General features: G+C 65.1%; 24 protein-coding genes. 6 read left to right on the forward strand and 18 right to left on the reverse strand.

The features are described 5' to 3' along the window. The first annotated feature begins 602 nt into the window (after positions 1–602). The 4 genes from prfB to BOO71_RS07090 all read left to right on the forward strand — a co-directional run bounded on the left by prfB (position 603) and on the right by BOO71_RS07090 (position 4,185). A protein-coding gene (prfB, locus tag BOO71_RS07075) for a peptide chain release factor 2 (RefSeq protein ID WP_139322807.1) occupies positions 603–1,698 on the forward strand; the annotation gives its coding sequence in 2 pieces (ribosomal slippage) (positions 603–647 and positions 649–1,698; 1,095 coding nt in all). 218 nt (positions 1,699–1,916) lie between these two features. Further along, positions 1,917–2,921, forward strand: a complete 1,005-nt coding sequence (locus tag BOO71_RS07080; protein WP_075831253.1) for a serine/threonine-protein kinase — start codon at positions 1,917–1,919, stop codon at positions 2,919–2,921. 116 nt (positions 2,922–3,037) lie between these two features. Then, positions 3,038–3,448: a thioredoxin family protein gene (locus BOO71_RS07085; RefSeq protein WP_075831254.1), complete on the forward strand. Its 411-nt coding sequence runs from the start codon at positions 3,038–3,040 to the stop codon at positions 3,446–3,448. A 2-nt stretch (positions 3,449–3,450) separates the two neighbouring features. Continuing rightward, positions 3,451–4,185 carry a cytochrome c biogenesis CcdA family protein gene (locus BOO71_RS07090; RefSeq protein WP_075831255.1) on the forward strand — a complete coding sequence of 245 codons (735 nt, stop codon included), beginning with the start codon at positions 3,451–3,453 and terminating at the stop codon, positions 4,183–4,185. Between the two features lie 59 nt (positions 4,186–4,244). On the opposite strand, the gene BOO71_RS07095 is transcribed toward BOO71_RS07090, so the two are convergent. The 11 genes from BOO71_RS07095 to BOO71_RS07145 all read right to left on the reverse strand — a co-directional run bounded on the left by BOO71_RS07095 (position 4,245) and on the right by BOO71_RS07145 (position 15,541). Then, positions 4,245–4,814, reverse strand: coding sequence for a peptidylprolyl isomerase (locus BOO71_RS07095; protein WP_175607387.1), 570 nt, complete (start codon positions 4,812–4,814; stop codon positions 4,245–4,247). 138 nt (positions 4,815–4,952) lie between these two features. Then, entirely contained in the window at positions 4,953–6,206 is a 1,254-nt protein-coding gene (locus BOO71_RS07100) for an aminopeptidase (RefSeq protein WP_075831257.1), read from the reverse strand. 103 nt (positions 6,207–6,309) lie between these two features. Next, complete coding sequence (locus tag BOO71_RS07105; protein WP_075831258.1) at positions 6,310–7,326, reverse strand: GGDEF domain-containing protein; 1,017 nt, start codon at positions 7,324–7,326, stop codon at positions 6,310–6,312. Between the two features lie 76 nt (positions 7,327–7,402). Beyond that, the gene (locus BOO71_RS07110) at positions 7,403–7,894 is read right to left on the reverse strand and encodes a tRNA (cytidine(34)-2'-O)-methyltransferase (RefSeq protein WP_254843070.1); all 492 of its coding nucleotides are present in this window, start codon (positions 7,892–7,894) and stop codon (positions 7,403–7,405) included. Next, positions 7,891–8,394, reverse strand: coding sequence for a 2-C-methyl-D-erythritol 2,4-cyclodiphosphate synthase (gene ispF / locus BOO71_RS07115; protein WP_075831259.1), 504 nt, complete (start codon positions 8,392–8,394; stop codon positions 7,891–7,893). The genes BOO71_RS07110 and ispF overlap by 4 nt, the downstream gene beginning before the upstream one ends. Positions 8,395–8,550: 156 nt before the next feature. Further along, the gene (locus BOO71_RS07120) at positions 8,551–9,738 is read right to left on the reverse strand and encodes a glycosyltransferase family 4 protein (protein ID WP_075831260.1); all 1,188 of its coding nucleotides are present in this window, start codon (positions 9,736–9,738) and stop codon (positions 8,551–8,553) included. Then, positions 9,735–10,982, reverse strand: a complete 1,248-nt coding sequence (locus tag BOO71_RS07125) for a glycosyltransferase (protein ID WP_254843071.1) — start codon at positions 10,980–10,982, stop codon at positions 9,735–9,737. Before BOO71_RS07125 ends, BOO71_RS07120 begins: the two co-directional genes overlap by 4 nt. Before the next feature lie 57 nt (positions 10,983–11,039). Beyond that, positions 11,040–12,548, reverse strand: a complete 1,509-nt coding sequence (gene wbaP / locus BOO71_RS07130; protein ID WP_083653168.1) for an undecaprenyl-phosphate galactose phosphotransferase WbaP — start codon at positions 12,546–12,548, stop codon at positions 11,040–11,042. Positions 12,549–12,954: 406 nt separating this feature from the next. Beyond that, positions 12,955–14,292, reverse strand: a complete 1,338-nt coding sequence (locus BOO71_RS07135; RefSeq protein WP_075831261.1) for a deoxyribodipyrimidine photo-lyase — start codon at positions 14,290–14,292, stop codon at positions 12,955–12,957. A gap of 61 nt (positions 14,293–14,353) precedes the next feature. After that, positions 14,354–15,004, reverse strand: coding sequence for a trimeric intracellular cation channel family protein (locus BOO71_RS07140; protein ID WP_075831262.1), 651 nt, complete (start codon positions 15,002–15,004; stop codon positions 14,354–14,356). Between the two features lie 39 nt (positions 15,005–15,043). Then, positions 15,044–15,541 (reverse strand): DUF1697 domain-containing protein, encoded by a 498-nt coding sequence (locus BOO71_RS07145; protein WP_175607388.1) that lies wholly within the window; start codon positions 15,539–15,541, stop codon positions 15,044–15,046. 64 nt (positions 15,542–15,605) lie between these two features. On the opposite strand from BOO71_RS07145, the gene BOO71_RS07150 reads away from it, so the two are divergent. Together BOO71_RS07150 and BOO71_RS07155 are read left to right on the forward strand one after the other, a co-directional pair. After that, positions 15,606–16,019: an excalibur calcium-binding domain-containing protein gene (locus BOO71_RS07150; protein ID WP_075831264.1), complete on the forward strand. Its 414-nt coding sequence runs from the start codon at positions 15,606–15,608 to the stop codon at positions 16,017–16,019. A 195-nt stretch (positions 16,020–16,214) separates the two neighbouring features. After that, a complete protein-coding gene (locus BOO71_RS07155; RefSeq protein WP_075831265.1) occupies positions 16,215–16,982 on the forward strand; it encodes a DsbA family oxidoreductase in 768 nt (255 codons plus the stop codon). A 9-nt stretch (positions 16,983–16,991) separates the two neighbouring features. Here the strand turns inward: BOO71_RS07155 and BOO71_RS07160 are convergent, their stop codons facing one another. The 7 genes from BOO71_RS07160 to BOO71_RS07190 all read right to left on the reverse strand — a co-directional run bounded on the left by BOO71_RS07160 (position 16,992) and on the right by BOO71_RS07190 (position 24,013). Continuing rightward, on the reverse strand, positions 16,992–17,426 hold the full coding sequence (locus BOO71_RS07160) for a GNAT family N-acetyltransferase (protein ID WP_075831266.1): 435 nt from the start codon (positions 17,424–17,426) through the stop codon (positions 16,992–16,994). A gap of 71 nt (positions 17,427–17,497) precedes the next feature. Next, positions 17,498–18,517: a TerC family protein gene (locus tag BOO71_RS07165; RefSeq protein WP_139322806.1), complete on the reverse strand. Its 1,020-nt coding sequence runs from the start codon at positions 18,515–18,517 to the stop codon at positions 17,498–17,500. Between the two features lie 294 nt (positions 18,518–18,811). Beyond that, positions 18,812–19,444 (reverse strand): hypothetical protein, encoded by a 633-nt coding sequence (locus tag BOO71_RS07170; protein WP_075831268.1) that lies wholly within the window; start codon positions 19,442–19,444, stop codon positions 18,812–18,814. Continuing rightward, positions 19,441–20,208, reverse strand: coding sequence for a hypothetical protein (locus BOO71_RS07175; protein ID WP_075831269.1), 768 nt, complete (start codon positions 20,206–20,208; stop codon positions 19,441–19,443). Before BOO71_RS07175 ends, BOO71_RS07170 begins: the two co-directional genes overlap by 4 nt. A 211-nt stretch (positions 20,209–20,419) precedes the next feature. After that, on the reverse strand, positions 20,420–21,415 hold the full coding sequence (locus BOO71_RS07180) for an ABC transporter permease (protein WP_075831270.1): 996 nt from the start codon (positions 21,413–21,415) through the stop codon (positions 20,420–20,422). A gap of 1 nt (position 21,416) precedes the next feature. Continuing rightward, positions 21,417–22,424 (reverse strand): ABC transporter permease, encoded by a 1,008-nt coding sequence (locus tag BOO71_RS07185; protein WP_075831271.1) that lies wholly within the window; start codon positions 22,422–22,424, stop codon positions 21,417–21,419. Next, positions 22,421–24,013 (reverse strand): sugar ABC transporter ATP-binding protein, encoded by a 1,593-nt coding sequence (locus BOO71_RS07190; RefSeq protein ID WP_254843072.1) that lies wholly within the window; start codon positions 24,011–24,013, stop codon positions 22,421–22,423. The genes BOO71_RS07185 and BOO71_RS07190 overlap by 4 nt, the downstream gene beginning before the upstream one ends. Positions 24,014–24,129 lie beyond the last annotated feature (116 nt).

Genomic DNA, 24,129 nt, shown 5'->3' on the forward strand with positions numbered 1-24,129 from the left:
CCCTGAGCCAGGATCAAACTCTCCATAAAATGGTCTATCACTGCAAACCCTAAGGTTTGCAGATGTTAGTTCGTTGACCCAAGCTTTCGCTTGGCTGCCCCCTTCCGTAGAAGCGGGTCTGCTTTGAAGTCCACAGGCCGAAACCCGTGCCTTCTATTTTCGTGAATCTGGAGCCACTTCCGTATTTGGAAGGGCCGCTCACCCGCCTCTGTCGAAGCGGTCCTGCTCTCTCACTACGTGTGTTGTCATGCGCCCCGCCTCGTTGGAGGCTCAGAAAAGATACAGGCCATTGCCCATTCTGTCAACCTCTCCTGGGTCACGTTTCGTCAAAGCAGGGCAGAAAACCTGAAAAACGCGTTATCAGGCTGCTTTCAAAGGCATGAATTATCGGGCCAAAGGCGGGGTGAATATCCTGGGAGCAGCCGATGCCCCCGGCTAAACTGGAATGGCACGCTGATCCGAACAGCGTGAGCAGCGAAAAAGACGACTGCAACTCGCCCCTCCCTCCCCTTTCCATGACGCGCCTATACTCTGTGTTTGGCAGATGCCCGCGTTCCGTACCAAACGGGGAGGCGCGGAAGGGAGGCACGCACATGCAGGACATGCAAGAACTGTTGGAAAAACTGGCGTCGCTCCGGGAGTACCTTTGACATTCCCGGCAAAACGCGCCGCCTGAACGAACTGGACCGCGAGTTGAGCGATCCCGAACTGTGGAACGACTCCGAGCGCGCCCGCAAGGTCACGCAGGAAGCAGGGACCGTGCGGCGAATCGTGGACGAGTACGCGGCGCTGAACTCGGACGCGCAGGGCCTCAGCGAGATGCTGGACATGGCCGACGCCGAGGAACGCGAAATGCTGGCCGAGGAGCAGGCGAGCATCGGCGTGCGGGTGGATGAGCTGTACAGAGAGACGCTGTTTACCATGAAGCACGCCGACACCGCCGCCATCGTGCGGGTCAAGAGCGGCGCGGGCGGCACCGAATCCCAGGACTGGGCGGGAATGCTCTCGCGCATGTTCATGCGCTGGGGCGAACGCCGAGGCTACGCGGTGGAACTGGTGGACCAGCAGGACGGCGATCAGGCCGGGGTTCTCAGTTCGGAATTTATTATCCGGGGCGACAAGGCCTACGGGATGATGGCCCCGGAACACGGCGTTCACCGGCTGGTGCGGGTTTCACCGTTCGACAGCAACAACCGCCGCCATACCTCGTTCGCCTCGGTGGACGTGGTGGCCGAGGTGCCGGTAGAAGAGATCAACATTCACATTCCCGACAGCGACCTGCGGCGTGACGTCTTTCGCTCGCAGGGCGCGGGCGGGCAGGGCGTGAACACCACCGACTCCGCCGTGCGCCTGACCCACCTGCCGACGGGCCTCGCGGTGGCCTCACAGGTCACGCGCAGCCAGATCAAGAACCACGACATCGCCCTCCAGATCTTGAAGCAGCGCCTGTACGATATTGAGGTCAAGAAGCGCGAGGCCGAGGAAGCCAAGGCGCGCGGCGAGCAGAAGAAGATCGAGTGGGGAAGCCAGATTCGCAGTTATGTGCTGGACAAGCAGTACATCAAAGACCACCGCACCGCCGTCATGAAGCACAATCCCGCCGACGTGCTGGACGGCGATCTGGACGATCTGATGTGGGCTGGCCTGGAATGGATGGCCGGCAAACGCGTTGCCGAGGAAAGTACCGACGACGAGTAGTGCCGGGAGATGCGGGTCAGGGAGCGGGCTGGATTTCCTGTCCGCTCTGCCGCTGTCTCCCGGCTGATTCCTGTAGTGACGCGCACACTGTCACGGTCCGGTCAGACTAAGGATGGTTTAATAGGGCCTGATCTCCACTTCGGCATCTGTCCTCCTCTCCTGATCTCCAAAAATCTCAGCCCCAACACGCTTGACCCCGTCTCAAAAGTTACTTACCGATGACTGAATCCGATACCCGCACCATTCCTGGCTACACCCTGAGCCGCACCCTGGGACGTGGGAACACCTCTCTGGTGCGGCTGGCCGTGGACCGGGAAGGCGAACAGGTGGCGCTCAAGATTCCGCACGAGGAAACCCTGGGCAACCAGGAAGCGGCGGAGCGTTTTGGCAACGAGGTCCGGCTGACCCTGCAATTCCGCCACCCGCATGTGGTCCGGGGCTACGCGGGCACGGCCTTTGGGCCAGGGGCGTTTCTGGCCATCCGCTATTACCCGGACGGCGCGCTGAACGAGCAACTGGCCCGTATTCCGGGCCGGACCCTGCCGATCAAGGGGGGCCTGCGGATTCTGGCGGACCTGGCCTCGGCGCTGGCGTACCTGCACCATCTGGGGGCAGTACATCAGGACCTCAAAACGCACAACGTCTATGTGGACGGGCAGGGCCGGGCGGCGCTGGGCGATCTGGGCAACACCTATTTCGTGGCGCAGGGCGGACAGGTCAGCGGCAGTCCGTACTACATGGCCCCGGAGATCTACCACGGCGAAAGCAGCAGCGCCGCCAGCGACGTGTACAGCCTGGGGATTTTAATGTACGAGTTGCTGTCGGGGGACCGCCCCTACCAGGGCAACTCCTACGAGGAACTGATGGTCTCGCACATGACCCGCTTTCCCGCCCCGCTGACCCACCTGAATCCGGCGGTCTCCCGGCCCCTTTCGCGGCTGGCCGAACAGGCACTGGCCAAGCGCCCCGGCGAGCGCCCGCGCGCCGACGCCATCCGCCGCGCGCTGCTCACCGATCTGGGCGAGACCCCTCACGACGAGGTCTATGAGGACTCCAGAGTCTCGCAGGCGACGCAGGATAAGGAGACGGGCCGCACCACGACAGCGCTGATGGGGCGACATGGACCGTCACAGCCGCGCAGCGCTCCAGCCGAGGCCAAGCCGGAAGCCCAGCCCGAAGCCCAGCGCGGCGCGGGCTGGAATCCGTTCAAACGGCGCAAATAGTCGCCGGACATTCACTTTCCGGGTGCAGACCTGCTGGAGAATTGACGGCAGGGCAACAGGCAGGCATTGAACCTTTTGCCGCCCGTGTCCCGTACCCCTTCTCAGGAGGTTCCACCATGACCTACAAGACTGTTTCCGCCCTTGCTGCTGCCCTGCTGCTCGCCGCTGCTGGGGCAAGCGCCACCAAGCCCGCCGAACCCAAAATGATGGACGCCAAAACGGTCCATTACATGCCCTACACCAAGGCCGCTTACGACGCCGCCAGCGGGATGAAACGGGTGCTGTTCTTTCATGCCACCTGGTGCCCCAATTGCAGGGCCGCCGACGCCGATATCCTTAAAAAACTGGATGAGATTCCAGCGGACGTGGTGATCTTCAAGACCGACTACGACAAGGAAGTCGCGCTGAAAAAGCAGTACGGCATCACCGCCCAGCACACCTTCGTGCTGGTGGATGAGGGCGGCAAAGCCCTGAAGAAGTGGGCGGGCGGCAAGCTCAGCACCATCATCAGCAAGACCCAGAACTAAGCATGTTGCTGCTGCTGGTGGCCTTTGCAGGCGGCCTGTTGACCGTGCTGTCGCCCTGCGTGCTGCCCGTGTTGCCGGTGCTGCTGTCCGGCGCGGTGGGCGGGCGCGGGCGGCCCCTGGGCATCATCGCCGGGTTCATCGGCTCGTTCGTGCTGCTGACGCTGTTTCTGGCAACGCTGGTGAATGTCCTGGGCCTGAGCGTGGAGGCATTGCGCTGGGGCGCAGTGGCGCTGCTGCTGCTGTTCGGCCTGACGCTGGCCGTGCCCGCCCTGCAACTGCGTTTCGAGCTGCTGGCGGCGCGTGCCCTGCCGCAGCGCACAGGCAAGGGCGGCGACGGCTTTCTGGGCGGCGTGCTGGTGGGTGCCACCCTGGGCGTGGTCTGGACCCCCTGCGTCGGCCCGATCCTGGCGAGTGTCACGACGCTGGCCCTCAGCGGACAGGTGACCGGCTTCGCGGCTGCCGTCACGCTGGCCTACGCGCTGGGCGTGGCGATCCCGATGCTGGGCGTGATGTGGGGAGGCCGCAAGCTGCTGAATCGCCCGGCCCTGATGAACCGCCTGAACCGGATTCAGCAGGTCTTCGGCGTGGTGCTGATGCTGTTCGCCGTGGGCATGGTCTTCGGCGTGGACCGCCAGATTCAGACCGCGCTGGTGGACAACCTCCCCGCGCTCCAGCAACTGACCTTTCTGGAGGAGACGCCCGCCGTGCAGCGGCAGTTGGAACAGACGCTCCCGTAAAGCAGGGCAGGAGGGCGGCCCCGGCAGATTCAACGCCGGGGCCGCCCTCCTGTTGCCGTTTACTTCTGGACGAGGTATGCGTTCTGGATCACGTCGGTGGTTCCAGGCATGCCGGGCTGAATGCGGGTCAGCTTGTCCAGCACGTCCAGGCCCTCCACGACTTTGCCAAAGACGGTGTGCTTGCCATCCAGGTGCGGAGTGGCGGTAAAGGTGATGAAGAACTGGCTGCCGTTGGTGCCCGGTCCAGCGTTGGCCATGCTCAGCACGCCCTTGCCGCTGTGACGGTGCGAGGAACCGAACTCGTCCTCGAACTTGTAGCCGGGGCCGCCGGAGCCGGTGCCGGTGGGATCGCCGGTCTGGGCCATGAAGCCGTCGATGACGCGGTGGAACTTGATGCCGTCGTAGTAGTGGTGACGCAGCAGGTAAGCGAACGAGTTGACGGTCACGGGCGCGTCGTCGGGGTACAGCTCGACGACGAGGCGGCCCTTGCTGGTTTCCAGAACAGCGCGGTATTCCTTGCCAGGTTCGATGCCCGCACCCAGTTCGGGGGCGCTGGAAAACTTGGTCTGGCGCTCGGCGCTCAATTCGGGGGTCTGGGTAAAGCCATCGGCGGTGTAGGTGTCAGACATGGGATGCATTGTAGCGGGGCGCGGCGAGTGGGGGCAAAAACGGTTTGCTCACGTCGGCTCATCGGGCAGCGCCATTCACTCGGCGCTGCCCGACTGACTCTTGGTTCTGAGCTTCGGCAGTTACGCCACCGCCCGCTCTCAGATCACCCATTCACCGCCGCGCATCAGGGCTTCGCGTTCGCCGGAGGCCGTGATTCCGTCCACATCCGTATCGGGCGTGCCGATCATCCAGTCCACGTGAATCAGGCTGTCATTGCCGCCCGCCGCACGCAGGGTCTGCTCGTCCTCACCGCCCTGCACATTGGTGGGGTAGCAGCGTCCCAGCGCGATGTGGCTGGCGGCGTTCTCGTCGAACAGCGTGTTCAGGAACAGCGTTCCGGTCTGCGCCACGGGGGCAGAGGCAGGGACCAGCGCCACCTCGCCCAGCCGGGCCGCGCCATCGTCGGTGGCGATCAGGGCCTTGAGGGTGTCCTCGCCCCTGTCCGCGCTGACCTCCACGGCCTTGCCGTTCTCGAAGCGCACACGAATGCCCTCGATGAGCTGTCCACGGGCGCTGAGGGCCTTGGATGCCACCGCCACACCATCCACCCGATCCCGGTGCGGGGCGGTGAAGACTTCATCGGTGGGCAGGTTGGGCACGCCGTAAATACCATTTTTGGCCGCCTCTCCCCCGCCCTGCCAGATGTGGTTTTCGGCCAGGCCCACGGTCAGATCGGTGCCCAGTTCACTGCGGAAATGGACGGCGGTGTACTGCTTCCCGGTCAGCAGATCCGTCAGGCGTTTAAGCTGCGCCAGATGCGCGTCCCAGGCGGCCACCGGATCGGGGGTGTCGGCGCGCGTGACCTTGAAGATATCGGCCCACAGGCGCGCAACGGCCTCCGCCTCAGAGAGACCAGGGTAGACACGGGTGGCCCAGGCGGGGGTGGACATGGCGGCCACGGTCCAGTTGACGTGAAAGCCGCCGATGGCCTCACTGACCTTGCGGGTGGCCCCGGCCTGCAATTTGCTGCGCCGCGCCACGCGTTCGGGGTCAACGCCGGACAGCAGGGAAGGATCACTGCCAATGATCGAGATGAAGGCGTACCCGTCCTCCACCATATTCAGGGACTCTTCCGAGATCCAGGAGGGCAGGTACTCCACCGCCGCCTCGCTGCCGTCCTCGTACAGCGCGAGGGCCAGATGCTGATCGTTGTAATCGACGCGCACGTTCTCGGCTCCGGCCCGGTACGCCTCACGCGCCACCAGCCTGGCCAGTTGGGCGGCCTCCACCGGGGCGTTGATCAGCACCTTGCCGCCCCCCGGCAGGTTGACGCCGGTACGGACCAGCAGTTCGGCGTAGCGGGCGAGCAGGCCCTGGAAGGCTTGTGGGCCGTCGTCGGTTGGGGAAGTCATGGCCTCATTCTACGGCTGGCATGGTTCCGTTCTAAGGTTGAGAGGGCGCTGCCCGGTTCGCCGTGACGCGCCGCCCCACACCAGACTGGCCCATTCAACCTGCCTACAGCCAGCGGTCCCCACCTGCCTCCTTGGCGGTGTACATGCGGCGGTCCGCCAGATTGACCAGTTCGTCACGCTCCTGAGATTCAGAGGCGAAGGCCAGCCCGGCGCTGACCGTCAGACCCGGCAGCCCGCCTACCCGGAGTGTTCGGACCGCCTCCAGCAGTCGGCTGGCCGCCGCATACGCTGCCTGGGGTTCCAGATCCAGCCACACCACCAGAAACTCCTCGCCGCCCCAGCGGGTGACCGTGGCCTCCGGTCCTGCTGCCGCCTGCGTCACACGCGCCACCTGGGTCAGCACCTCGTCTCCCAGCGCGTGTCCGTGGGTGTCGTTGATGCCCTTGAAGCGGTCGATATCCAGCAATAGGGCCGCCGCCCGTGTGCCAGACCCCCGGGCCAGCACCTCGTCCAGATGTTGCCCGCCACCCCGGCGATTGAGGATGCCTGTCAGGGGATCGGTGTGGGCCTGGGTGCGCAGCAGTTCACCACGCACCCGCTCGGTGTGAACAGACTGGCCGTACAGCGCCAGAAAGGCGATCATGCCCACCAGAAAGAGGGCGTACAGCAGCAGCGGGACGTCCAGCGGCGCGAGCAACAACACCGCCGCGCCCACACCCGAGAGCATCAGGGCCGTGACCACGAAGGCCCGGACGGCAGGCAGCGAGCTGAAGATCACCACGGTCACAATACCCACCGTCAGGTAATACTGCGGCAGGATCCCGTGTCCGGTCAGCGCATTGCGCAGCACTTCCGTCACCACCCACAGGGGCAGCCCGTAAGACAGCAGGACCGCCAGCAGCAGGGCCGGAACCCGGCGCAATGCGATCAGCGCCACCAGCACCACGCTGACGCCCAGACCAACCGCCAGCACGCCGAGTTGCTGACGGGCGTGGGTCAGCTCGAACAGCAGCAGCGCCGCGTGGGTCGCGGTGGACAGCAGCGCCAGCGTCAGGTGCGCGCGGCGGACTCCACCCTCCAGATCGGTGGTCGGCGGTGAGAGGCGAATGCGGGGGGGCATCTGAGACAGAGTGTACGGCGGGGACTCTTACGCCCGTCTGCCGCCCACACAAACCCAGATTTCTATCCATCCAGACCTACCAGCCCTCAATCTGCCGCCCAGCCTCGAAGGCCGCCGCGCCCGCCGCCACCGCCAGATTCAGGCTGCGGCCCACGCCCGGCTGCGGCAGCTTCAGCGCACTCAGACCCTCGCGCAGCCACACGGGAAGACCGCGCGATTCCGGGCCGAACAGCAGGTAATCCCCGCGCTGAAAGCCTGCCCGCGTGTGCAACGTGGTGGCGTGCGTGGAAAAGGCAAACACCCGCGCGCCTGCCGCCAGCCCAGCTTGAAAGGCGGTCCAGTTGACATGTTCGTGCAGGGTTACACCCTCCAGGTAGTCCATCACCGCCCGCCGGAATTCGCGGTCATGCAGGTGGAAGCCGAAGGGACGGATCAGGTGCAGTTCCGCGCCCAGCACGGCGCAGGTACGCGCCACGTTGCCCACGTTCCCGGCCTTTTCCGGCTCGTATAGAACAATACGCAGCAGCGGTGGACTGGGAGATGGCTGAGTGGAACGCAGCTCGCTCAACCCGGAATCCGCGACAGCAGCGCTGTGGCCCGCGTCTGCACATGCGCCGGGGCCAGCCCCTCGGAGGTCTTGAAGCTCACGCCCACCTCGCTTTCCGGCAACCTCAGCAACGCCGCCACGTTGCAGGCGATCCGGGCGCGCAGCGGCCCCAGCTTGGGCTTGTCCAGGGTGACCACCAGGGCAATGTTGACCGGCGCGTACCCGCGTTCGCGCACCAGATCCAGCACCCGGCCCAGGATCGCGCGCGAGTCCAGTCCGGCCCACAGTGGATCGGTGTCGGGAAAATAATCGCCGATATCGCCCAGCGCCAGCCCCGAGAGCAGCGCATCAGCCACCGCGTGCAGCACGGCGTCCCCGTCGCTGTGGGCCACCGTTCCCAGGGCCGCGCCAGGAATGGAGACGCCGCCCAGAATCAGCGAATGCCCGGCGGCCAGTCGGTGCGCGTCCTCGCCGTAACCGACGCGAAGCAGGGGTCCTGTCGGGTCAGGTGAAAAAACCATGTGAGAAAGATAGTCGAAATGTGGATTAGAAGATATTCGTTGCGGGACGCACTTCACGGGCTGGGGCAGGACTGCGCTTGAGCATGGAGGCGAGGGGTCAGCCTCCCACGGCGCCCTTGCCGCAATTGTCAACAGGCCACTGCTCTCGGAACCTTGTCAGTGCTGGACAGGACTGCGGGCGACATGGGCCTGCAAGGCGTCGCCGTAGATCCTGATCAACTGCTCGTAGTTGCGCTCGGGCGAGTAGGTGTCGTGGAAGGTCTGGAGCGCGCCGTCCCGCATGCGCTGGCGGTCCCCGGGATGCTCCCACAACCAGCGCACCTGGGCCGCCAGATCGCCCGCATCTCCAGGCCGGAACAGCAGCCCGTTTTCTCCTGGCTGGATCATGGACGACATTGCGCCCAGATCACTGGCCACCACTGGCAGGCCCACACCCCAGCCCTCGATCATGGTGAGCGGTCCGCCCTCGTACCACACCGAGGGCACCGCCAGGAAAGCGGCCCCGCGCATCTGCTCGCGGACCTCGCCAGGGTCCAGTTTGCCCAGCCAGCTCACGCCCGGGAGCGCCTGATCTGCTTCGGCCACGCGGCTGGCCAGGGGACCGTCGCCCACGATCCTCAGCGGAATGGTCGCGCCCAGTTCGGCCCAGGCTTGCAGCAGGGTCTCGATTCCCTTCTCCGGCGACAGGCGGCCCACGAACAGCGCGTAGCCCCCGTCTCCGGTGCCAGGAGCCGGACGCTCCTCCAGAAAATTGGGCTTGACGGCGATGCGCTCCGGCGGCAGCCCCCCCGCGATAAACTTGTCCCGTGCAAACCCGGTCAGGGCGATGTAGGCGTCCACGCCTGTGCGGTACGTGCCCGCCGCCCGGTGAACCGTCTGCATGGCGGCCACCACTGCCGACGCGCTGCGGCTGCCCCGGTAACAACTGTGCTGCACAGCCGCCAGCGGCAGTTTGCCCAGACAGTCTTCACACACATGGCCATCACGGAAGAACAAACCGTTGGCACATAGCAGTCGGAAGTTATGCAGAGTCTGTACCACGGCGGCTCCGCCCACATGCGCTCCCTTGTACACGGCGGGCGAGAGCAGCGGAAAGGTATTGTGAAAATGCACGATCTCTGAGCCGTGTTCGCGGACCAGCGCCGTGACCTTGCGCGCCATCCGGGCGTTCCAGACCGTCTGGGCAGCGGCCTGAAGGCGGGGGGTCTGCTCGATCAGGTCATTGCTGATGGCAAAGGTCTGCACGTCGTGGCCGTGACGGCGCAGCAACGCCGTCTCGGCCCGGAACACCACGTCCTCGCCGCCCGCCTGCTGATAGAAATTGTGAACCGTCAGAATCTTCACGGCCTCTCTCCTTCCTGAACAGCTTGTTTCTTCTGACCCGCCTGCTGTTTCTGGCCAGCTTGCAGGACGCTCAGATAACAGCGGCGGTATCCCTGCGCCATCCCTTCCAGATTGAAGCGCTGAACGATCCCCGGCTGTTGGGCGACCACGACCCCGGCGTAATGCTCATACGCCCCGATAGCTTCCGCCAGCGTGCGGGCCAGCACGGGCACATCCCCGGAGGGACACAGCAGCGGGTATCCGGGGGGGAAAATCTCGTTCAGACCCCGGACCCGCGTGGCGACCACCGGCATGCCCGCCATCAGTGCCTCGACGGCCACCAGGCACAGTCCCTCAAAGCGCGAAGGCACCAGCATCAGATCGTAATTGCCCAGGTGTGCGGCCAGATTGGCCACTGGCTCGGCCAGCGTGATGGTCCAGGGCAGGGTCTGGGTCTGAACCCACTGCCTGAGCATCCCTTCAAATGAACCGCGCCCCAGGAGGGTCACCTCCACCGGGTGGGTGGTCAGGGCCGAGGCGGCGGTCAGCAGTTCGGGCAGCAGGTCCACGCCCTTCTGCGGCTCCAGCCGGCCCGCGAACAGCACCCGGATGGGGCGGTCCGCCGGACGGGCATTCTGCCGTGACACGGCGCGCTGCGGAGTCGAGACGCCGTTGTAGACCACCCGCGTCTGGTCCCTGGGGGTCAGGGGCAGGTGCTGGGCCGCCTGAAATTCCCACAGCCCGTCCAGGCAGGCTTCAGAGACCCCCACCGCCGTGGCGCGGCGCAGGCGGGGTTCTACCAGCCGCCCGACCCGCTGCCAGGCGGGCCAGATTTCGGAGTTGTGGACCGTGCGGACGATCCGGGTCCCGGCAGGCAGGCCCAGCACAGAGGCGACGGCGAAGGTGGTCTCAGGGATCTCGGTGTGCAGGTGGACGATCTCGGGCCGCGTCTTCCAGATCAACCGGTTCAGGCGCACCCCGGCCTGGGCCAGCCCACCGCGTTTGAAACCCAGGGCCGTGCCGCTGTGGACCGGGACCTGCAAGCGCTCCAGTCGCCGGGCCATCTCCTGGCCCACCGGATTGTCGGCCACACCGCCCACCGCAAAGAAGGAGAAGTTGAATTCGGGATGCAGCGCCTCGGCCAGCGAGATCGCCACATTCTCGGCCCCGCCCATATCCAGGTGGGTGATGACCTGCAAGACGCGGGGGTGGGCCGGATGCGGTGTGGCCGTCACTGGGAAATAGGCAGGGAAGTACGCTGCCACAGCCAGGAAAAGGGAAAAACGCGCGAGGTCAGGATCATCATCACAGAGGGTAGCGTCTCAGTACGCTCCTGAACCGCGCAGCACCACGCCCACGGTCCGCATCAGAATCACCATGTCCAGCCAGATCGACCAGTTGCGCACGTAATACGGGTCCCAGCGTTCCATACCCAGGTTGCCCGCCTCCGAGCGGCCTGACACCTGCCACAGCCCGGTCATGCCGGGGCGCACCAGCACGCGCAGGCGCTGGGCCGGGGCCGAGAGCTGGTTCTGATGGTAGGCGGGCAGCGGGCGCGGGCCTACCAGCGACATATGGCCCAGAACCACGTTGACGAGCTGGGGCAGTTCGTCCAGGCTGGTCTTGCGCAACAGCCCGCCAATCCGCGTGATGCGGGGATCGCGGCGCAGCTTGAAATGTGTTTCCCATTCCAGGCGCAGTTCGGCGTCCTGCTCCAGCTTGCGGCGCAGCACTTCCTCGGCGTCAGGCACCATCGTCCTGAATTTCCAGGTGGCGAAGGTCTGGCCGTTCAGGCCCACGCGCCGTTGCAGGAACAGCGGGTTGGTGCGGTCCTCGAACCAGATCAGGGCGGCCAGCAGCGCGCACACCGGCAGCCACACTGGGGCCGACAGGATCACGGCCAGTAGATCGAAGACGCGCTTGACCCCCTGGGCCAGCGGATCGACCAGATTGCGCGCCACCTCCAGCCCCAGCACGCCGCCGAAGTCGTTGGCAGTGACCCACAGCGACTCGACCTCAAATAGATCAGGGACGATGATCACCTTGGGGTAATGCGCCAGTGGGCCTTCCAGAAGCTGCACCAGCCGTTCCCGGTCCAGGCCCGGCATCGCCACGATGGCCACCGGGGCCTGCTGCTCCCAGGGCTGAGGCATCCTGTCCACCGGCCCCACCACCGGCACGCCCAGCACGGCGCTGCCATGCAGCAGTTCGTTGTCGTCCAAAACAGCGCTGGGCTGGTAGCCGTAACCGGGGTTTTCGCGCAGCGCCTGCACCATCAGCGTGCCCGTCACGGCGGCTCCGTAGATCACGGCGGGCACGCCCCACAGGTCCGCACTCAGCAGCGCCCGCTTGACCCCGGCCCGCATCACCAGCACCAGCCCCCAGCTCAGGATCAGGCCCAGGGTCAGGGAGAAACGGCTGACCGTGTCGGTCTGCTGGGTCATGAACAGCACGCCGGTCACCGCCGCGAAGACCAGCACCGTCAACTGGGTAATGCGCTGCAACTCGGTGGGCGCGGCCAGACCCCAGCCGGGCAGCAGCCGCAGAAAGCCCGCCCCCACCACCCAGGCCACCCACAGGAAGGGAATCAGGCCCGGCACCGTGCCGTCTCCGGCAAACCAGCCTCCGGCCAGCCAGGGGCCGTCGGGGACATTGCCCAGCAGCGCCACGCGCACCCCTGAAGCCAGCAGCAGGGCCACCGTCAGGGCCAGCAGATCGCCGCCCACCAGCGCCGCCGCGTTCAGCAGCCGCCGGGTCAGCATCAAGCGCACGGCCCCACGGCTGACCGGCCCGGAGAACGTGGAAGATGGGGTGCTGCGAATCGCTTGCATAGAAAAACTCCTGCGGAGACGGACCTGTTCAGAGGTGAGGAGGCGAGGAAAATGGGGCAGCTCAGGACAGGGTTTTTGCGAATTTGCGTACAGCCGTTCTGGGAAGTGACCAGTTAAGCTGAGTGGACTTTCAAGAAGAGTTTAGAGACCGCAGACGTACACTGGGCCGATCCATAACTTCTCCCGAATCTGGCTGATCGCCGTCTGATCAGGCTGACCTGGACGTTAAGAATCTAGAGCAAACCGGGAGCAGGGGAACAGAGACGGTGGCTGAGCGGCGGGCCATGTCCAGCGCCCCTGTCCCAGCACCTGTGCAGCATGACGCCGATCTCGTTAAATGAACGTAAAACAGCGTTCCCATGAGGGTCTGATCAAGGAAAACCCTACTGATCAGACCCTCAACCGATCACGCCCAGCGCGCCGCGTAAGCATCTGCATCGAATTTGCGCTTCAGGCCGCCCGCGTTCATGTAGCGCACCATGCCGAAGATCGGGCGGCGCGTCCACGGGCGGTCATGCAGCCCCAGCACCCAGCCCATGCCCGCGTAACTGTTGGGATCGCGCCCGTCCTGCTCGTAGCGGTTGTTGAGCCAGACCATCTCGGCATAGGCGGTTCTGGGATTCGGCGTCCATTCGAGAATCTTCTTGCCCCAGTACATCCGCATGTAGTTGTGCATTCGCCCGGTGCGGACCATCTGGTTCTGCGCGGCGTTCCAGTACGGATCGTGGGTTTGCGCGGCATCGAACTCCTCGCGGGTGTACTGATATTCGCGCCTGTCCCCGGCGTGTTCCTCCAGCGTCTTGCGCGCCCAGTCGGGCAGGCCGGCGTACTGGTCATATTGCGGATTAAAGGTGCAGAGGTTGAAACTCAGCTCGCGGCGCACGATCAGCTCCTCCAGAAAGGCGTCCGCGCCGGGACCGCCGTGTTCGCGGGCGGCCAGCGCGGCGGTCAGCGGCGACAGGTGACCGTAGTGCAGGTACGCGCTCAGGCGGCTGCTGCCCTCCACGTTGGGATCGTTGCGCCGCGTGTCGTACTTGGCCAGATCCAGGCTGATGAATTCCTCCACCCGCTCCAGCGCCGCGTCCTCGCCGCCCGTTTCGGTGCCGGGGAGAACGCTGTGATCGACGGGCAGGGTCCCCACCAGCGCCGCCGGATCGCCCACACCCAGCCCCGTCTCCCAGTCGTCCGTCTGCACCGTCAAATCGTGAACTTCCAGCGGCACCAGATACTCATGCCACAGCCGGTGAATCTTGGGGCGGATGGTCCGCGCCGCGTATTCCTGCTTGCCGCTGACGGTGTGGACGGGAATCACGGCCTCGGACTCGACCTGAATCAGGGGCACTTCGAGCTGCGCCCTCAACCAGTCACGCCACGCCCGCTGGATGTTCAGGTAACCCACGTCGGTCACCACCAGGGCCGCGCCTTCCCGCGCCGCCTCCAGCGCCACTTCGGGCGGCTTGCCCAGGCGGATGGACAGTGGAATGCCACGTGCTGCCAGATTGGCGCGCAAGTCGCGCAAGCCTTCCAGCAGGTACTGGAAATGGCGGGCGTTGGCCTCCGGGTAATCGGGGGTCAGGCCGAAAACGGCCACCAGCGGCAAGCCCAGTTCATTGGCCTGCCGCACGGCGTATTCCAGCGCGTGGTTGTCGTGGGTTCGCACGCTGGTCTGCACCCACAGCAACACGAATTTGCCCTTGCCAGGGGCACCGGGACGGAGCGGTTGAATGCGCGAATCGTGAATCATGTCCTGCTTTCTAGCGCGGCGGGGCCGGGCAGACGGTGGGCCGGGCGGCAGATACCATGTTTCAGCCTTCCGGCAGCCGCCGCACGGGCAGGTTCACCCAGCCCCGGCGCGAAACCCAGCGCAGCACGATCACGGTCAGCACGCCGCCCAACTGCGACTGAAAGGGCGTGACATACGGGTGCAGCGCCAGCACCGCGAAGGCTCCCGCTGCCGCCGCCGTGGCGTAGAGCTGATCGCGGCGGTACATCACCTCCGGCACCTCGTTGGCGATCAGGTCACGGATGATGCCGCCGCCCACGCCGCTGATGGCCCCAGTAAAAACCACGCCCAGCGGTCCCAGCCCGAAGTTGATGGCCCCCAGCGCCCCACTGGCCGCGAACAACGCCAGCCCCGCCGAGTCGAACAGGCTGATGGCGCGCTCGAAGCGGGCCAGCCGCTCGCCGAAGCCGAAGGCCAGCACCGAACCCAGCAGCGCGGCATACAGATACGATTCGTCCCGCAGAAACAGCGGCGGCGTCTGCCCGGTCAGGGTGTCGCGGATGGCCCCGCCGCCCACCGCCGTCACGCAACCCAGCACCAGCACCCCGAACAGGTCAAAGCGTTTGCGGACGCCCAGCAGCGCCCCCGACAGCGCGAAGGCCAGCACGCCGATCAGGTCCAGCCAGTGCAGCCCGGCTTGCAGGGTGACGGCGGGGGGCAACAGTTCATGCACGCCACGGACTTTATCCCGTCTGGCTTTATCCTGTCCGGCTCAGCTCAGTAGTTGCGCCAGCCTCTGCACCGTGCGCCAGTTGCGGACCGTGGCGTGTTTAAGTTGGCCCAGATTCAATCCGCTCTGGCCCAGGCCGTCCGGGGTGTGCAGATAGACCTCGCGCCCGCTGACCGTCCAGACGTTGCCGGGGCGGGCGCGGATGGTGACGATCTGGGCTGGATCAGGGACCGTGTTTAAGAAGGCAACGTGGACTCGTGTACCGTCCGCCTCCTGTGTGTAGGGGTTGCGCGCATCCAGGCTGGCCCACCCGGCGGCGCTGCGGAGAATGACATCGACACGGAAGCCGAACTCTTTTTCGATGGCGGCCTCAATCAACTCCACCTCCGGCGCATCGGCCTCGAAGACCACGTTGCCACTCTGAATGTAGGTCTGGACCTCCGAAGAGCCTAGCCCCTCGAAGGTGGCGCGCAGGGCAGACATGGGGACCGGGCGATGACCACCGACATTGATGCCGCGCAGCAGGGCGACGTGTTTCATATCCATATTTTGAAGGTTCAACCCGGCTCATCGGAAAAGTCGGGCGACGTGTCAGGCTGACGCCATGAAAACTTCGATCAGGGCGCTGAACCTCGTGCTGGGCCTGTCGGGACTGGGACTTCTGGGGCTGGCCGACGCCGCCACGGCCACCACCACCGCGAACGCCAACCTGCGCCGCCTGCCCTCGCCGCAGGGTCAGGTGCTGCGCGTGGTGCCCGGAAACACGCTGCTGACAGTGGCCTGTACAGGGGACTGGTGCCGCACGACCTATCAGGGACGCGGAGGCTACCTGGCCCGCTCGCTGCTGCGGCCCACCAGCAAAAGCTCGGCACTGACCGGAACAGGCACGGTGTATTACGCCAATTGCACGGCCCTGCGCGCCGCCGGAGCCGCGCCGATTCGGCTGGGCAAACCGGGCTACCGCACCGGGCTGGATTCCAACCGCAACAGCGTGGCCTGTGACCGGGGAGACCGCTGATAAAGATTCCGGTTGAACGGTGATGAAGGAACTGGGAAACTCGACTGGAAGGAGCTGGAAAAACGGTGACGGCTTGGAGTGGAGGCACCGCAGCAGAGCGGAGGGGACGGAACGGATGAGCCGGAATCCGCATAAGTCCCGGCATTTGTGCGCCATTTCATGCTTTGTTTTCTAAACTAGGATAGAATGACAGGTATGACTGCCACAGCCCCCAACCCCTTCACGCCCTCCGCCCCCGGCAAACTGCGGGTGGACATCTGGTCCGATATCGCCTGCCCGTGGTGTTACATCGGCAAGCGGCGTTTCGAGACGGCCCTGCAAGACTTCCCGCAGAAGGACGAGGTGGAAGTCGTGTGGCACAGTTTCGAGCTTGATCCCTCCGCGCCCGTCGAGAATCCGAGTTCCATGCGTGACGTCCTGGCCCGCAAGTATGGCCGCACCCCGGCCCAGGCGCAGGAAATGATGGACAGCATGACCGGCACGGCGGCGGGCGAGGGGCTGGAGTACCACTTCGAGAACACGCGCCTGACCAACACCTTCCTGGCCCACCAACTGATCCATCTGGCCGCAGAACACGGCAGGCAGGACGCCATGAAGGAGCGGCTGCTGCTGGCCTACATGTCCGAGGGCCAGAACGTGGGCGATCTGGACACGCTGGCGAAACTGGCGCAGGAAGTCGGCCTGGACGGCTCAGAGATCAGCACTGCCCTGGAAAGTGGCAAGTATGCCGATGACGTCCGGCAGGACGAGGCACAGGCGCAGACCCTGGGCATCAGCGGCGTGCCGTTCTTCGTGCTGGGCGGCAAGTACGGCATCAGCGGCGCGCAGGGAGCAGAGGTCCTGCGCGGCGCACTCGATCAGGTCTGGGCCGAAACGAACCCCGCCCCACTGACCCTGCTGGGTTCCGCGAACGAGGCAGAGGGCTGCGAGGACGGGCAGTGCGCGGTGCCGTCGAAAAACTAGTCCAGTCTGTCAGGGCCGCACCAGCATGATCTGCTGCCTGGCGCGTCGGAAGTTCAATTCGGAGTAAAACGCTTCGGCGGAAGAATCACGGGCAGTGAGCAGATGCACGCTGCCCACGCCCCGGCTTTCCGCCTCTGCCAGATGCCGGGTCATCAGGGCGCGGCCCACCCCACGCCTCTGTGCCAGCGGCAGGATAAACATCTCGCTGATCTGATGTGACACCCCCCGGTCTCTGATCAGATCGTGGCCCAGCACGGCCCCCAGGCACTGACCCGCCTCCCACGCTCCCAGACACGCGGCGCGCGGAGTGGCCAGCAGGTCACTCAGGCAGGTGGAGGCACTTTCCAGGGTCCACGCCTCGTTCCACGGCGCGGCATTGAAAGTCACCATGAAGGTCTGGGCGGCGGCGGGCAGATCTGCGGGGGTCAGCGGGCGAAGCTCCATGGCGCAAAGAATAGGCGGAAACCCCCATCAGGATTTCCGCCTTCTTCTTGCCGTTCAGTTCAGGGTCAGCCTCAGACCGAGGCGGGCGGCTCGTTCACCGGCGGCTCTTCTTTGGTCTTGATCAGGCTGACGATCACGCCACCAGCCAGCAGGCTCAGGGTCACGCCCAGGCTGATCGCCGGGTCCAGCTTGCCCCAGATCTGCGAGTAGAAGATCTTGAGGCCGATGAACACCAGCACCAGCGACAGCGCGGGCTGAAGGTACTTGAAGCGGTGGACCGCCGCCGCCAGCGCGAAATACAGCGCCCGCAGACCCAGAATGGCGAAGATGTTGGAGGTGTAGACGATGAACGGATCCTGCGTGATGGCGAAGATCGCCGGGATGCTGTCTACCGCGAACACCACGTCGGCAGTTTCCACCATGACCAGCGCCAGCAGCAGCGGCGTGGCAAAGGTCCTGATCTTGCCGCCCACGTCCTTTTTGATGATGAAACGCTCGCCGTGCAACTCGTCGGTGATCCGCAGCCGCTTTTTCATCCAGATCAGTAGCTTGTTGCTGGAAAAGTCATGCTCGGCGTCGCCGTCCCTGAGCATTTTGATGCCGGTGAACAGCAGGAACGCGCCGAAAATCCACAGCACCCAGTCGAACTGCGTGACCAGCGCGGTGCCCAGCCCGATCATGATGGCGCGCAGCACAATCACGCCCAGGATGCCCCACAGCAGCACGCGCCGCTGCAACTTCAGCGGAATGGCGAAGAAGGCGAAGATCAGGCTGATCACGAACACGTTGTCCAGCGCCAGCGCCTTTTCCAGCGCGAAGCCGGTGTAGAACTCGATGCCCGATTCGCGGCCCAGCGTCAGCCACACCCACAACCCGTAAAGCAGCGCGATGCTGATATAGAAGGCCGACAGCCACAGGCTCTGACCCACGCTCATCACGCCGTCGTCATCGGGGGCCAGTTTGCGCTTGCGCCATTTTTCCAGCACACCCAGGTCAAAGGCCATCAGGGCAATCACCACCGCCAGGAACATGACCCACATCCATGCGGGTTTGCCCAGCCATTCAGTCGCCGTCAGAAAGGAAAAATCCATGTCCATCTCCTTGCACGGAAGACACCCTGTGAGGGAGATGGCCGGGAGCGCAGAAAACGACCCGGCACGCCTTCGCGTGCCGAGTCTCGCCGTTTGTGGAATGCACCGGGATTTTTAGCCCGTATTGACGACGCATTCCCCTGCCTTATGGCAGATAGCTACTCCCTCGTTGTCAGAAAGTGTAACGCAGAGAGTGACCCGGAGCCTTAATAAAACATTTGTGCAGAGCAGGAGCACCGAGCGCGTGTAGGGAACGGGCAGGAGAAGACAGACTCCCCCTCCCGGTTTTACCCGTTACTGACTGGTGATCGGCGTGTCCACATGTAGGGTGTACCGCTGCACCCCGGCGCTTTCCAGGCTGCGGATGTAGGTCTTGTTGCCCCCCGGCAGATACACGTAATGCTCGGCGCGGGACCAGCCCCCGGCCAGCTTCCAGGTCTGCTGCATATCGGGCGTGGTGGTCTTAAAAATGGCCGTGAACGGCTGACTGGCATAGGCCACGCGGTCATGGGTCATCAGGTCCAGGGTCTCGCCGTCGTCGCGGACGCCGTTGGCATTGCTGTCCTGCCACATGGCCCAGCGCAGGAAGCGGGCCATCGCGTCTCCAATGCTGCCCTTCAGGCTGCCGTCCACGATCCCGGCGGGCAGCAGCAGCGTCACGTCCTGCGCGTTTTTCGCCTCGGCCTGCCATCTGGCCGGATCAACTTCAATGCTGGTGGCCCCGGCGGGCACACTCAACTGGTACACGCTCTTGCCGTCCTCGGTCAGCAGGGACAGGTAGGCGTTGGTGGGCGCGGCAGGAAAGCGGACCTCCACGCCAGTGGGCAGCGGCGGACGGCCACCATCAGGGGCAGCAGACGGGCTGGCCCCGCAAGACGCCAGCAGCAGGCCCAGCCCGGCCAGCGCGATCAGGTTCAGGCGCTTCATTTCAGACCTCCCTGGTCCAGGCCATTCAGGCCCATCGAGATCAGGCGCTCAGTCGGCTCGTGCAGGCGGATGGTCAGGGCCTCGTCGGCGGCGGGCACACTGTTCATGGTCACGCGGTACTGGCCGGGCGTGGCGGTGGGTTGCAGCACCTCATGGCGCACCAGACTCCAGCCGGAAACACGCGTGCCCTTCTCCTGCGATTTGCCGTCCGTGCTGCTGAAGCTGTAGGCAAAGGCCGGGTCGGCGTAGCTGTAAATGTCGTGGGTGTTGAACAGTTCCTCGCCGCTCTCGGGCCTGCCGTTGCCGTTGGCATCGCGGAACAGCGTGAAGTACACGTTGCAGGTTCTGGCCGTGTCGGGCGTGACCACCACGTTGTTCAGGCCGCTGGCATCCACCGTTTTAAAGGAACGCAGGCAGGCAGCATTCTTCTTGAGTGGATCGAGCAGGTAGGAGTCCAGCCGCAGGGTGCCGCCGTTCACGGTGCCGCCCGAGTTGGGGCCGCCCGGATACGAAAATTGCCCGTCTCTGCCCACGCCACCCGTGGTCAGCACCTGCACGCCCGCCTTCTGCTGAGGATCGGAGCCGTCCAGAAAGTAAATGGCGGCCAGGGTCAGCCCACCCGTCTGGGCCGTGTCTGGAAAACGGAAGTTCAGGGTGGTGGAGGTGATGGGCGGCGGAATGGGTCTGGGGCAGGCGGTCAGCAGCGTGAGCAGAATGACGCTGCCGCCCGCAGCCTGCACGGCGTTCTTATGATGGCTTTTCATGACCCCTGAATTGTAACCAATCCTGGGAGAGTGAGGAAGGACTGAGGGTCGTTCTCTCGTCCGACGCTGAGCATTTGTCCGAATTACAGCATCAGGAAAAGAGACTCCTGACGCTTCCATTCTCTCCTTCGGAGCTGTACCAGTCCCAAATGCTCAGCGGAATTCACTCACTCTGTTCGGTCAAAAGTGAACAACTCTTTTGACAAATGCTCTAGGCTTTTCCACTGCGCCCGGTGCGGCTCTGGATCACCACCACCACCAGCAGAAAGCCGCCGCGAATGACGCTCTGCCAGTAGGGAGAGAGCGAGATGATTCCCTTGCCGTTCTCGAAGTTCAGGATGTTGAAGATCAGGCCCAGCAGCAGCGCGCCCACCAGCGTGGACCACACGCTGCCGGTGCCGCCCGTGAGCAGCGTGCCGCCCACCACCACTGCCGCGATGGCCGACAGTTCCCAGCCCAGACCCTCGGTGGGCTGCCCCGCGCCCAGTTGCGCCGCCAGGATCATTCCGGCCAGCCCCGCCAGCGCGCCGGACAGCACGTACACGCCCATCAGGACGCGGTTCACGTTCAGGCCCATCAGCTTGCTGGCGTCCTCACCGCCGCCGACGGCCAGCGCGTGTCGTCCGAACGGTGAATACCGCAGCGCTATTCCGCCCACGATAAAGGCGATCAGCAGAATGACCCCTGGCACTGGCAGCCGCAGCAGATCACCCTGCCCCAGCCAGGTCAGTGCCGTGTTGTTCAGGTCTATGCCCACGCCGCCCTGGTTGCGCGCCAGCAGCAGCGCCATTCCGCGCGCCCCCAGCAATGTCGCCAGCGTGACGATAAACGGCTGGATATTCAGCCGCGTGATGATCAGGCCATTGATCATGCCCACCAGCGCCCCTGCCGCCACCGCGCCCAGCACGGCCACGATCACCCCATAAGGGCTGAGCAGCGCGGCCACCACGCTGGACATCGCCACCACGCTGCCCACCGACAGATCGATGCCCCCAGTGATGATCACGAAACACATGCCCAGCGAGATCAGCCCGAACATGGCGTTGTAGCGCAGGAAGGTGGAGAAGTTGTACTCGCTCATAAAGCCGGTGTAGCGCAGCGCCCCGAAAATGATCAGCAGGATGAAGGCGGCCAGCACGCCGTACTGGCCCAGCAGGCTGATCAGCCGGGCGCGGCGGGGATCACGGGTGAGGTTGGTGTTCAGCATGCTATTCCCTCCGGCGGCGCTGTTGCAGGGCCACCGCGATGATGATGATGGCGGCCTTGACCACCAGCGCGGCGGCGTCCGGCACACCCCTGGCCAGCAGCGTGTAGCGGATCAGTTGAATGATCAGCGCCCCGAACAGGGTTCCCAGCACCTGCGCGCGGCCCCCGGACAGCAGCGTGCCGCCCACTGCCACCGCCGCGATGGCGTCCAGCTCCATGCCCTGCCCCACCTGATTGGCGTCGCTGCTGGAGTTGATGGCGATGACGATCAGTCCGGCGATTCCCGACAGCAGCCCGGTGATGGCGTACACCGCCACCTTGACGCGCGCCACCGGAATGCCCGACAGCCCCGCCGCCGTCTCGTTGCCGCCCACCGCCAGCACCGAGCGGCCAAACACCGTGCGCCGCACCGCCCAGTAGGTGAGGGCCACAATGATGAGCATCAGGATCACCTGAAATGGAATACCGAAGGGACGGCCCAGCCCGATGTAAGAGAAGCCCGGCACGGTGAAGCTCTGGAGCTGCCCGTTGGTGATGACCTGCGCGATGCCACGCCCGGCGATGTACAGCACCAGGGTGGCGACAATCGGCTGCAACTTCAGCCGCGTGACGAACAGGCCGTTCAGCACCCCGAAGGCCCCGGCCACCAGCACTGGCACGATAAAAGCCAGCGTAATTCCCAGCCACTGGGCATTCGCGAAAGCAGCATTCAAGAAAATAAGCGGGGCCAGCACGCCGCTGATCGCCATTAAAGAGCCGACGGAGAGGTCCACACCCCCGGTAGCGATCACCAGCGTCATGCCCATCGCCACGATGATGATGGTGGCCACCTGCGTCAGATTGACGTTGAGGGTCTGCACGCTCAGGAAATACGGCGTGAACAGGGCGTTGAAGATCAACAGTGCCAGCAGGATCAGGATGCTGGCCCGCACCTGTTTCAGGTCTGCGACAAAGGTCTGCCAGCCGCCACCGGAGCGGCTCGGGCGGGCGCTGGAGGCCGCGCCGCTCACAGGCGCACCTGCGGGGCGGGAATGTCCTGCGCCCCGGCACCCTGCGCCATCGCGTGCAGCAGTTCCGGCTCGGTGATCCTGTCGCCCGACAGCCGCGCCACCGAATGCCCGTCGTGCAGCACCGTGACCTCGTGGCAGCCCTCGATCAGTTCTTCCAGTTCGCTGGAGATCATCAGCACGCCCAGACCGTCCTGGGCCAGCTCGCCGATCAGGCGCTGAATCTCGGCCTTCGCGCCCACGTCGATGCCGCGTGTGGGTTCATCCAGAATCAGCAGGCGGGGATCGGTGGCCAGCCAGCGCGCCAGCAGCACCTTCTGCTGGTTGCCGCCCGACAGCTCCCGAATGGGCTGATCGGGATTGCTGGTCTTGATCCCCAGTTGCGCCACGAAGCGGTCCACGATCTCGCTCTGGCGGGCGGTGTCCACCACCCCGGCCCGCGCCAGACGCGGCAGGATGGCCAGCGTCAGGTTCTCGCGCACGCTGAGTTCGGGGATAATCCCCTCCGCCTTGCGGTCCTCGCTGCAAAAGCCCAGGCCCGCACGGATGGCCTCGGCGGGGGTGCGGAAGTGAGCGGGCTGGCCGTCCAGCGTGACCGTGCCCGCGTCCGGGGTGTCCGCGCCAAAGATCACGCGCGCCAGTTCGCTGCGCCCCGAACCCAGCAGCCCGGCCAGACCCACCACCTCGCCCTGCCGCACCGCCACCGACGCGCCGCTCAGACGCTGGCCCAGGCGAATGCCCTCGGCCTTCAGCAGCGGCTCTCCTGATTTGCCCGCGCCGGATTTAACGAAGCCAGTCTGTGCGCCCTCGTTTTTAATCTCGCGGCCCAGCATCTGTTCCACCAGTTGCAGGCGGCTGATATCGGCCATGTTTCCGGCGTACACGGTGCGCCCGTCGCGCATCACGGTAATGCGGTCACACACGGCGTACAGCTCGTCCAGCCGGTGCGAGACGAAGATCACCGAGACGCCCCGGTCCTTGAGGCCCCGGATCACGCCGAACAGGGTCTCTACCTCGCGCTCGTTGAGGCTGCTGGTCGGCTCGTCCATGATCACCAGTCGGGCATTGATGGACACCGCACGGGCCAGCGCCACCATCTGCTGAATCGCGGTGCTGAAGGTGCCCAGCGGCTGCGTCACGTCCAGGCTGATGCCCAGCTCTTTGAGGAGACGGCTGGCCTCGGCGTTCATCACGGGCCACTGGATCAGGCCCCATTTCTTGGGTTCGCGCCCCAGAAAGATATTCTCGGCCACCGTCCGCAGGGCGATCAGGTTGACCTCCTGGTAGATGGTGGCGATTCCGCCCAGTTGCGCGGCCAGCGGCGAGCTGAAGGCCGCCGGGCCGCCCGCGAAGGTAATGCTGCCGCCGTCACGCTGATACGCGCCGGTCAGCACCTTGATCATGGTGCTTTTGCCCGCGCCGTTCTGGCCGATCAGGGCGTGGACCTCGCCCGCCCCGACGGTCAGCGAGGCCTGAGCAAGCGCCGCGACGCCCGCAAAGCTTTTCTGAATGCCCTGCATATCCAGCAGGGGCGAACCGCCGGAAGAGGTCGGGGCAGGCGGACTGGCGCTGGAAGAAGGAAGAGTGGTCAACAGGGTGGCTCCTTGACGAGGGATTCAAAGGGGGTGAGCGGTATTGTGCGCCGCCCGGACATCAAAACCGCGCCACGCTTTAGGGGCGTGACGCGGCTGCAAAAACGAGCGGGTCA

The organism is Deinococcus marmoris (assembly GCF_001949125.1).
Lineage (GTDB): Bacteria > Deinococcota > Deinococci > Deinococcales > Deinococcaceae > Deinococcus > Deinococcus marmoris_A.

Bases quoted from the DNA above. Each gene is read 5' to 3' on its own strand.
- BOO71_RS07080 (WP_075831253.1), top strand. From the start codon at position 1,917: ATGACTGAATCCGATACCCGCACCATTCCTGGCTACACCCTGAGCCGC.
- BOO71_RS07085 (WP_075831254.1), top strand. From the start codon at position 3,038: ATGACCTACAAGACTGTTTCCGCCCTTGCTGCTGCCCTGCTGCTCGCC.
- BOO71_RS07090 (WP_075831255.1), top strand. From the start codon at position 3,451: ATGTTGCTGCTGCTGGTGGCCTTTGCAGGCGGCCTGTTGACCGTGCTG.
- BOO71_RS07095 (WP_175607387.1), bottom strand. From the start codon at position 4,814: ATGTCTGACACCTACACCGCCGATGGCTTTACCCAGACCCCCGAATTG.
- BOO71_RS07100 (WP_075831257.1), bottom strand. From the start codon at position 6,206: ATGACTTCCCCAACCGACGACGGCCCACAAGCCTTCCAGGGCCTGCTC.
- BOO71_RS07105 (WP_075831258.1), bottom strand. From the start codon at position 7,326: ATGCCCCCCCGCATTCGCCTCTCACCGCCGACCACCGATCTGGAGGGT.
- ispF (WP_075831259.1), bottom strand. From the start codon at position 8,394: ATGGTTTTTTCACCTGACCCGACAGGACCCCTGCTTCGCGTCGGTTAC.
- wbaP (WP_083653168.1), bottom strand. From the start codon at position 12,548: ATGCAAGCGATTCGCAGCACCCCATCTTCCACGTTCTCCGGGCCGGTC.
- BOO71_RS07135 (WP_075831261.1), bottom strand. From the start codon at position 14,292: ATGATTCACGATTCGCGCATTCAACCGCTCCGTCCCGGTGCCCCTGGC.
- BOO71_RS07145 (WP_175607388.1), bottom strand. From the start codon at position 15,541: ATGAAACACGTCGCCCTGCTGCGCGGCATCAATGTCGGTGGTCATCGC.
- BOO71_RS07150 (WP_075831264.1), top strand. From the start codon at position 15,606: ATGAAAACTTCGATCAGGGCGCTGAACCTCGTGCTGGGCCTGTCGGGA.
- BOO71_RS07155 (WP_075831265.1), top strand. From the start codon at position 16,215: ATGACTGCCACAGCCCCCAACCCCTTCACGCCCTCCGCCCCCGGCAAA.
- BOO71_RS07160 (WP_075831266.1), bottom strand. From the start codon at position 17,426: ATGGAGCTTCGCCCGCTGACCCCCGCAGATCTGCCCGCCGCCGCCCAG.
- BOO71_RS07165 (WP_139322806.1), bottom strand. From the start codon at position 18,517: ATGGATTTTTCCTTTCTGACGGCGACTGAATGGCTGGGCAAACCCGCA.
- BOO71_RS07170 (WP_075831268.1), bottom strand. From the start codon at position 19,444: ATGAAGCGCCTGAACCTGATCGCGCTGGCCGGGCTGGGCCTGCTGCTG.
- BOO71_RS07175 (WP_075831269.1), bottom strand. From the start codon at position 20,208: ATGAAAAGCCATCATAAGAACGCCGTGCAGGCTGCGGGCGGCAGCGTC.
- BOO71_RS07180 (WP_075831270.1), bottom strand. From the start codon at position 21,415: ATGCTGAACACCAACCTCACCCGTGATCCCCGCCGCGCCCGGCTGATC.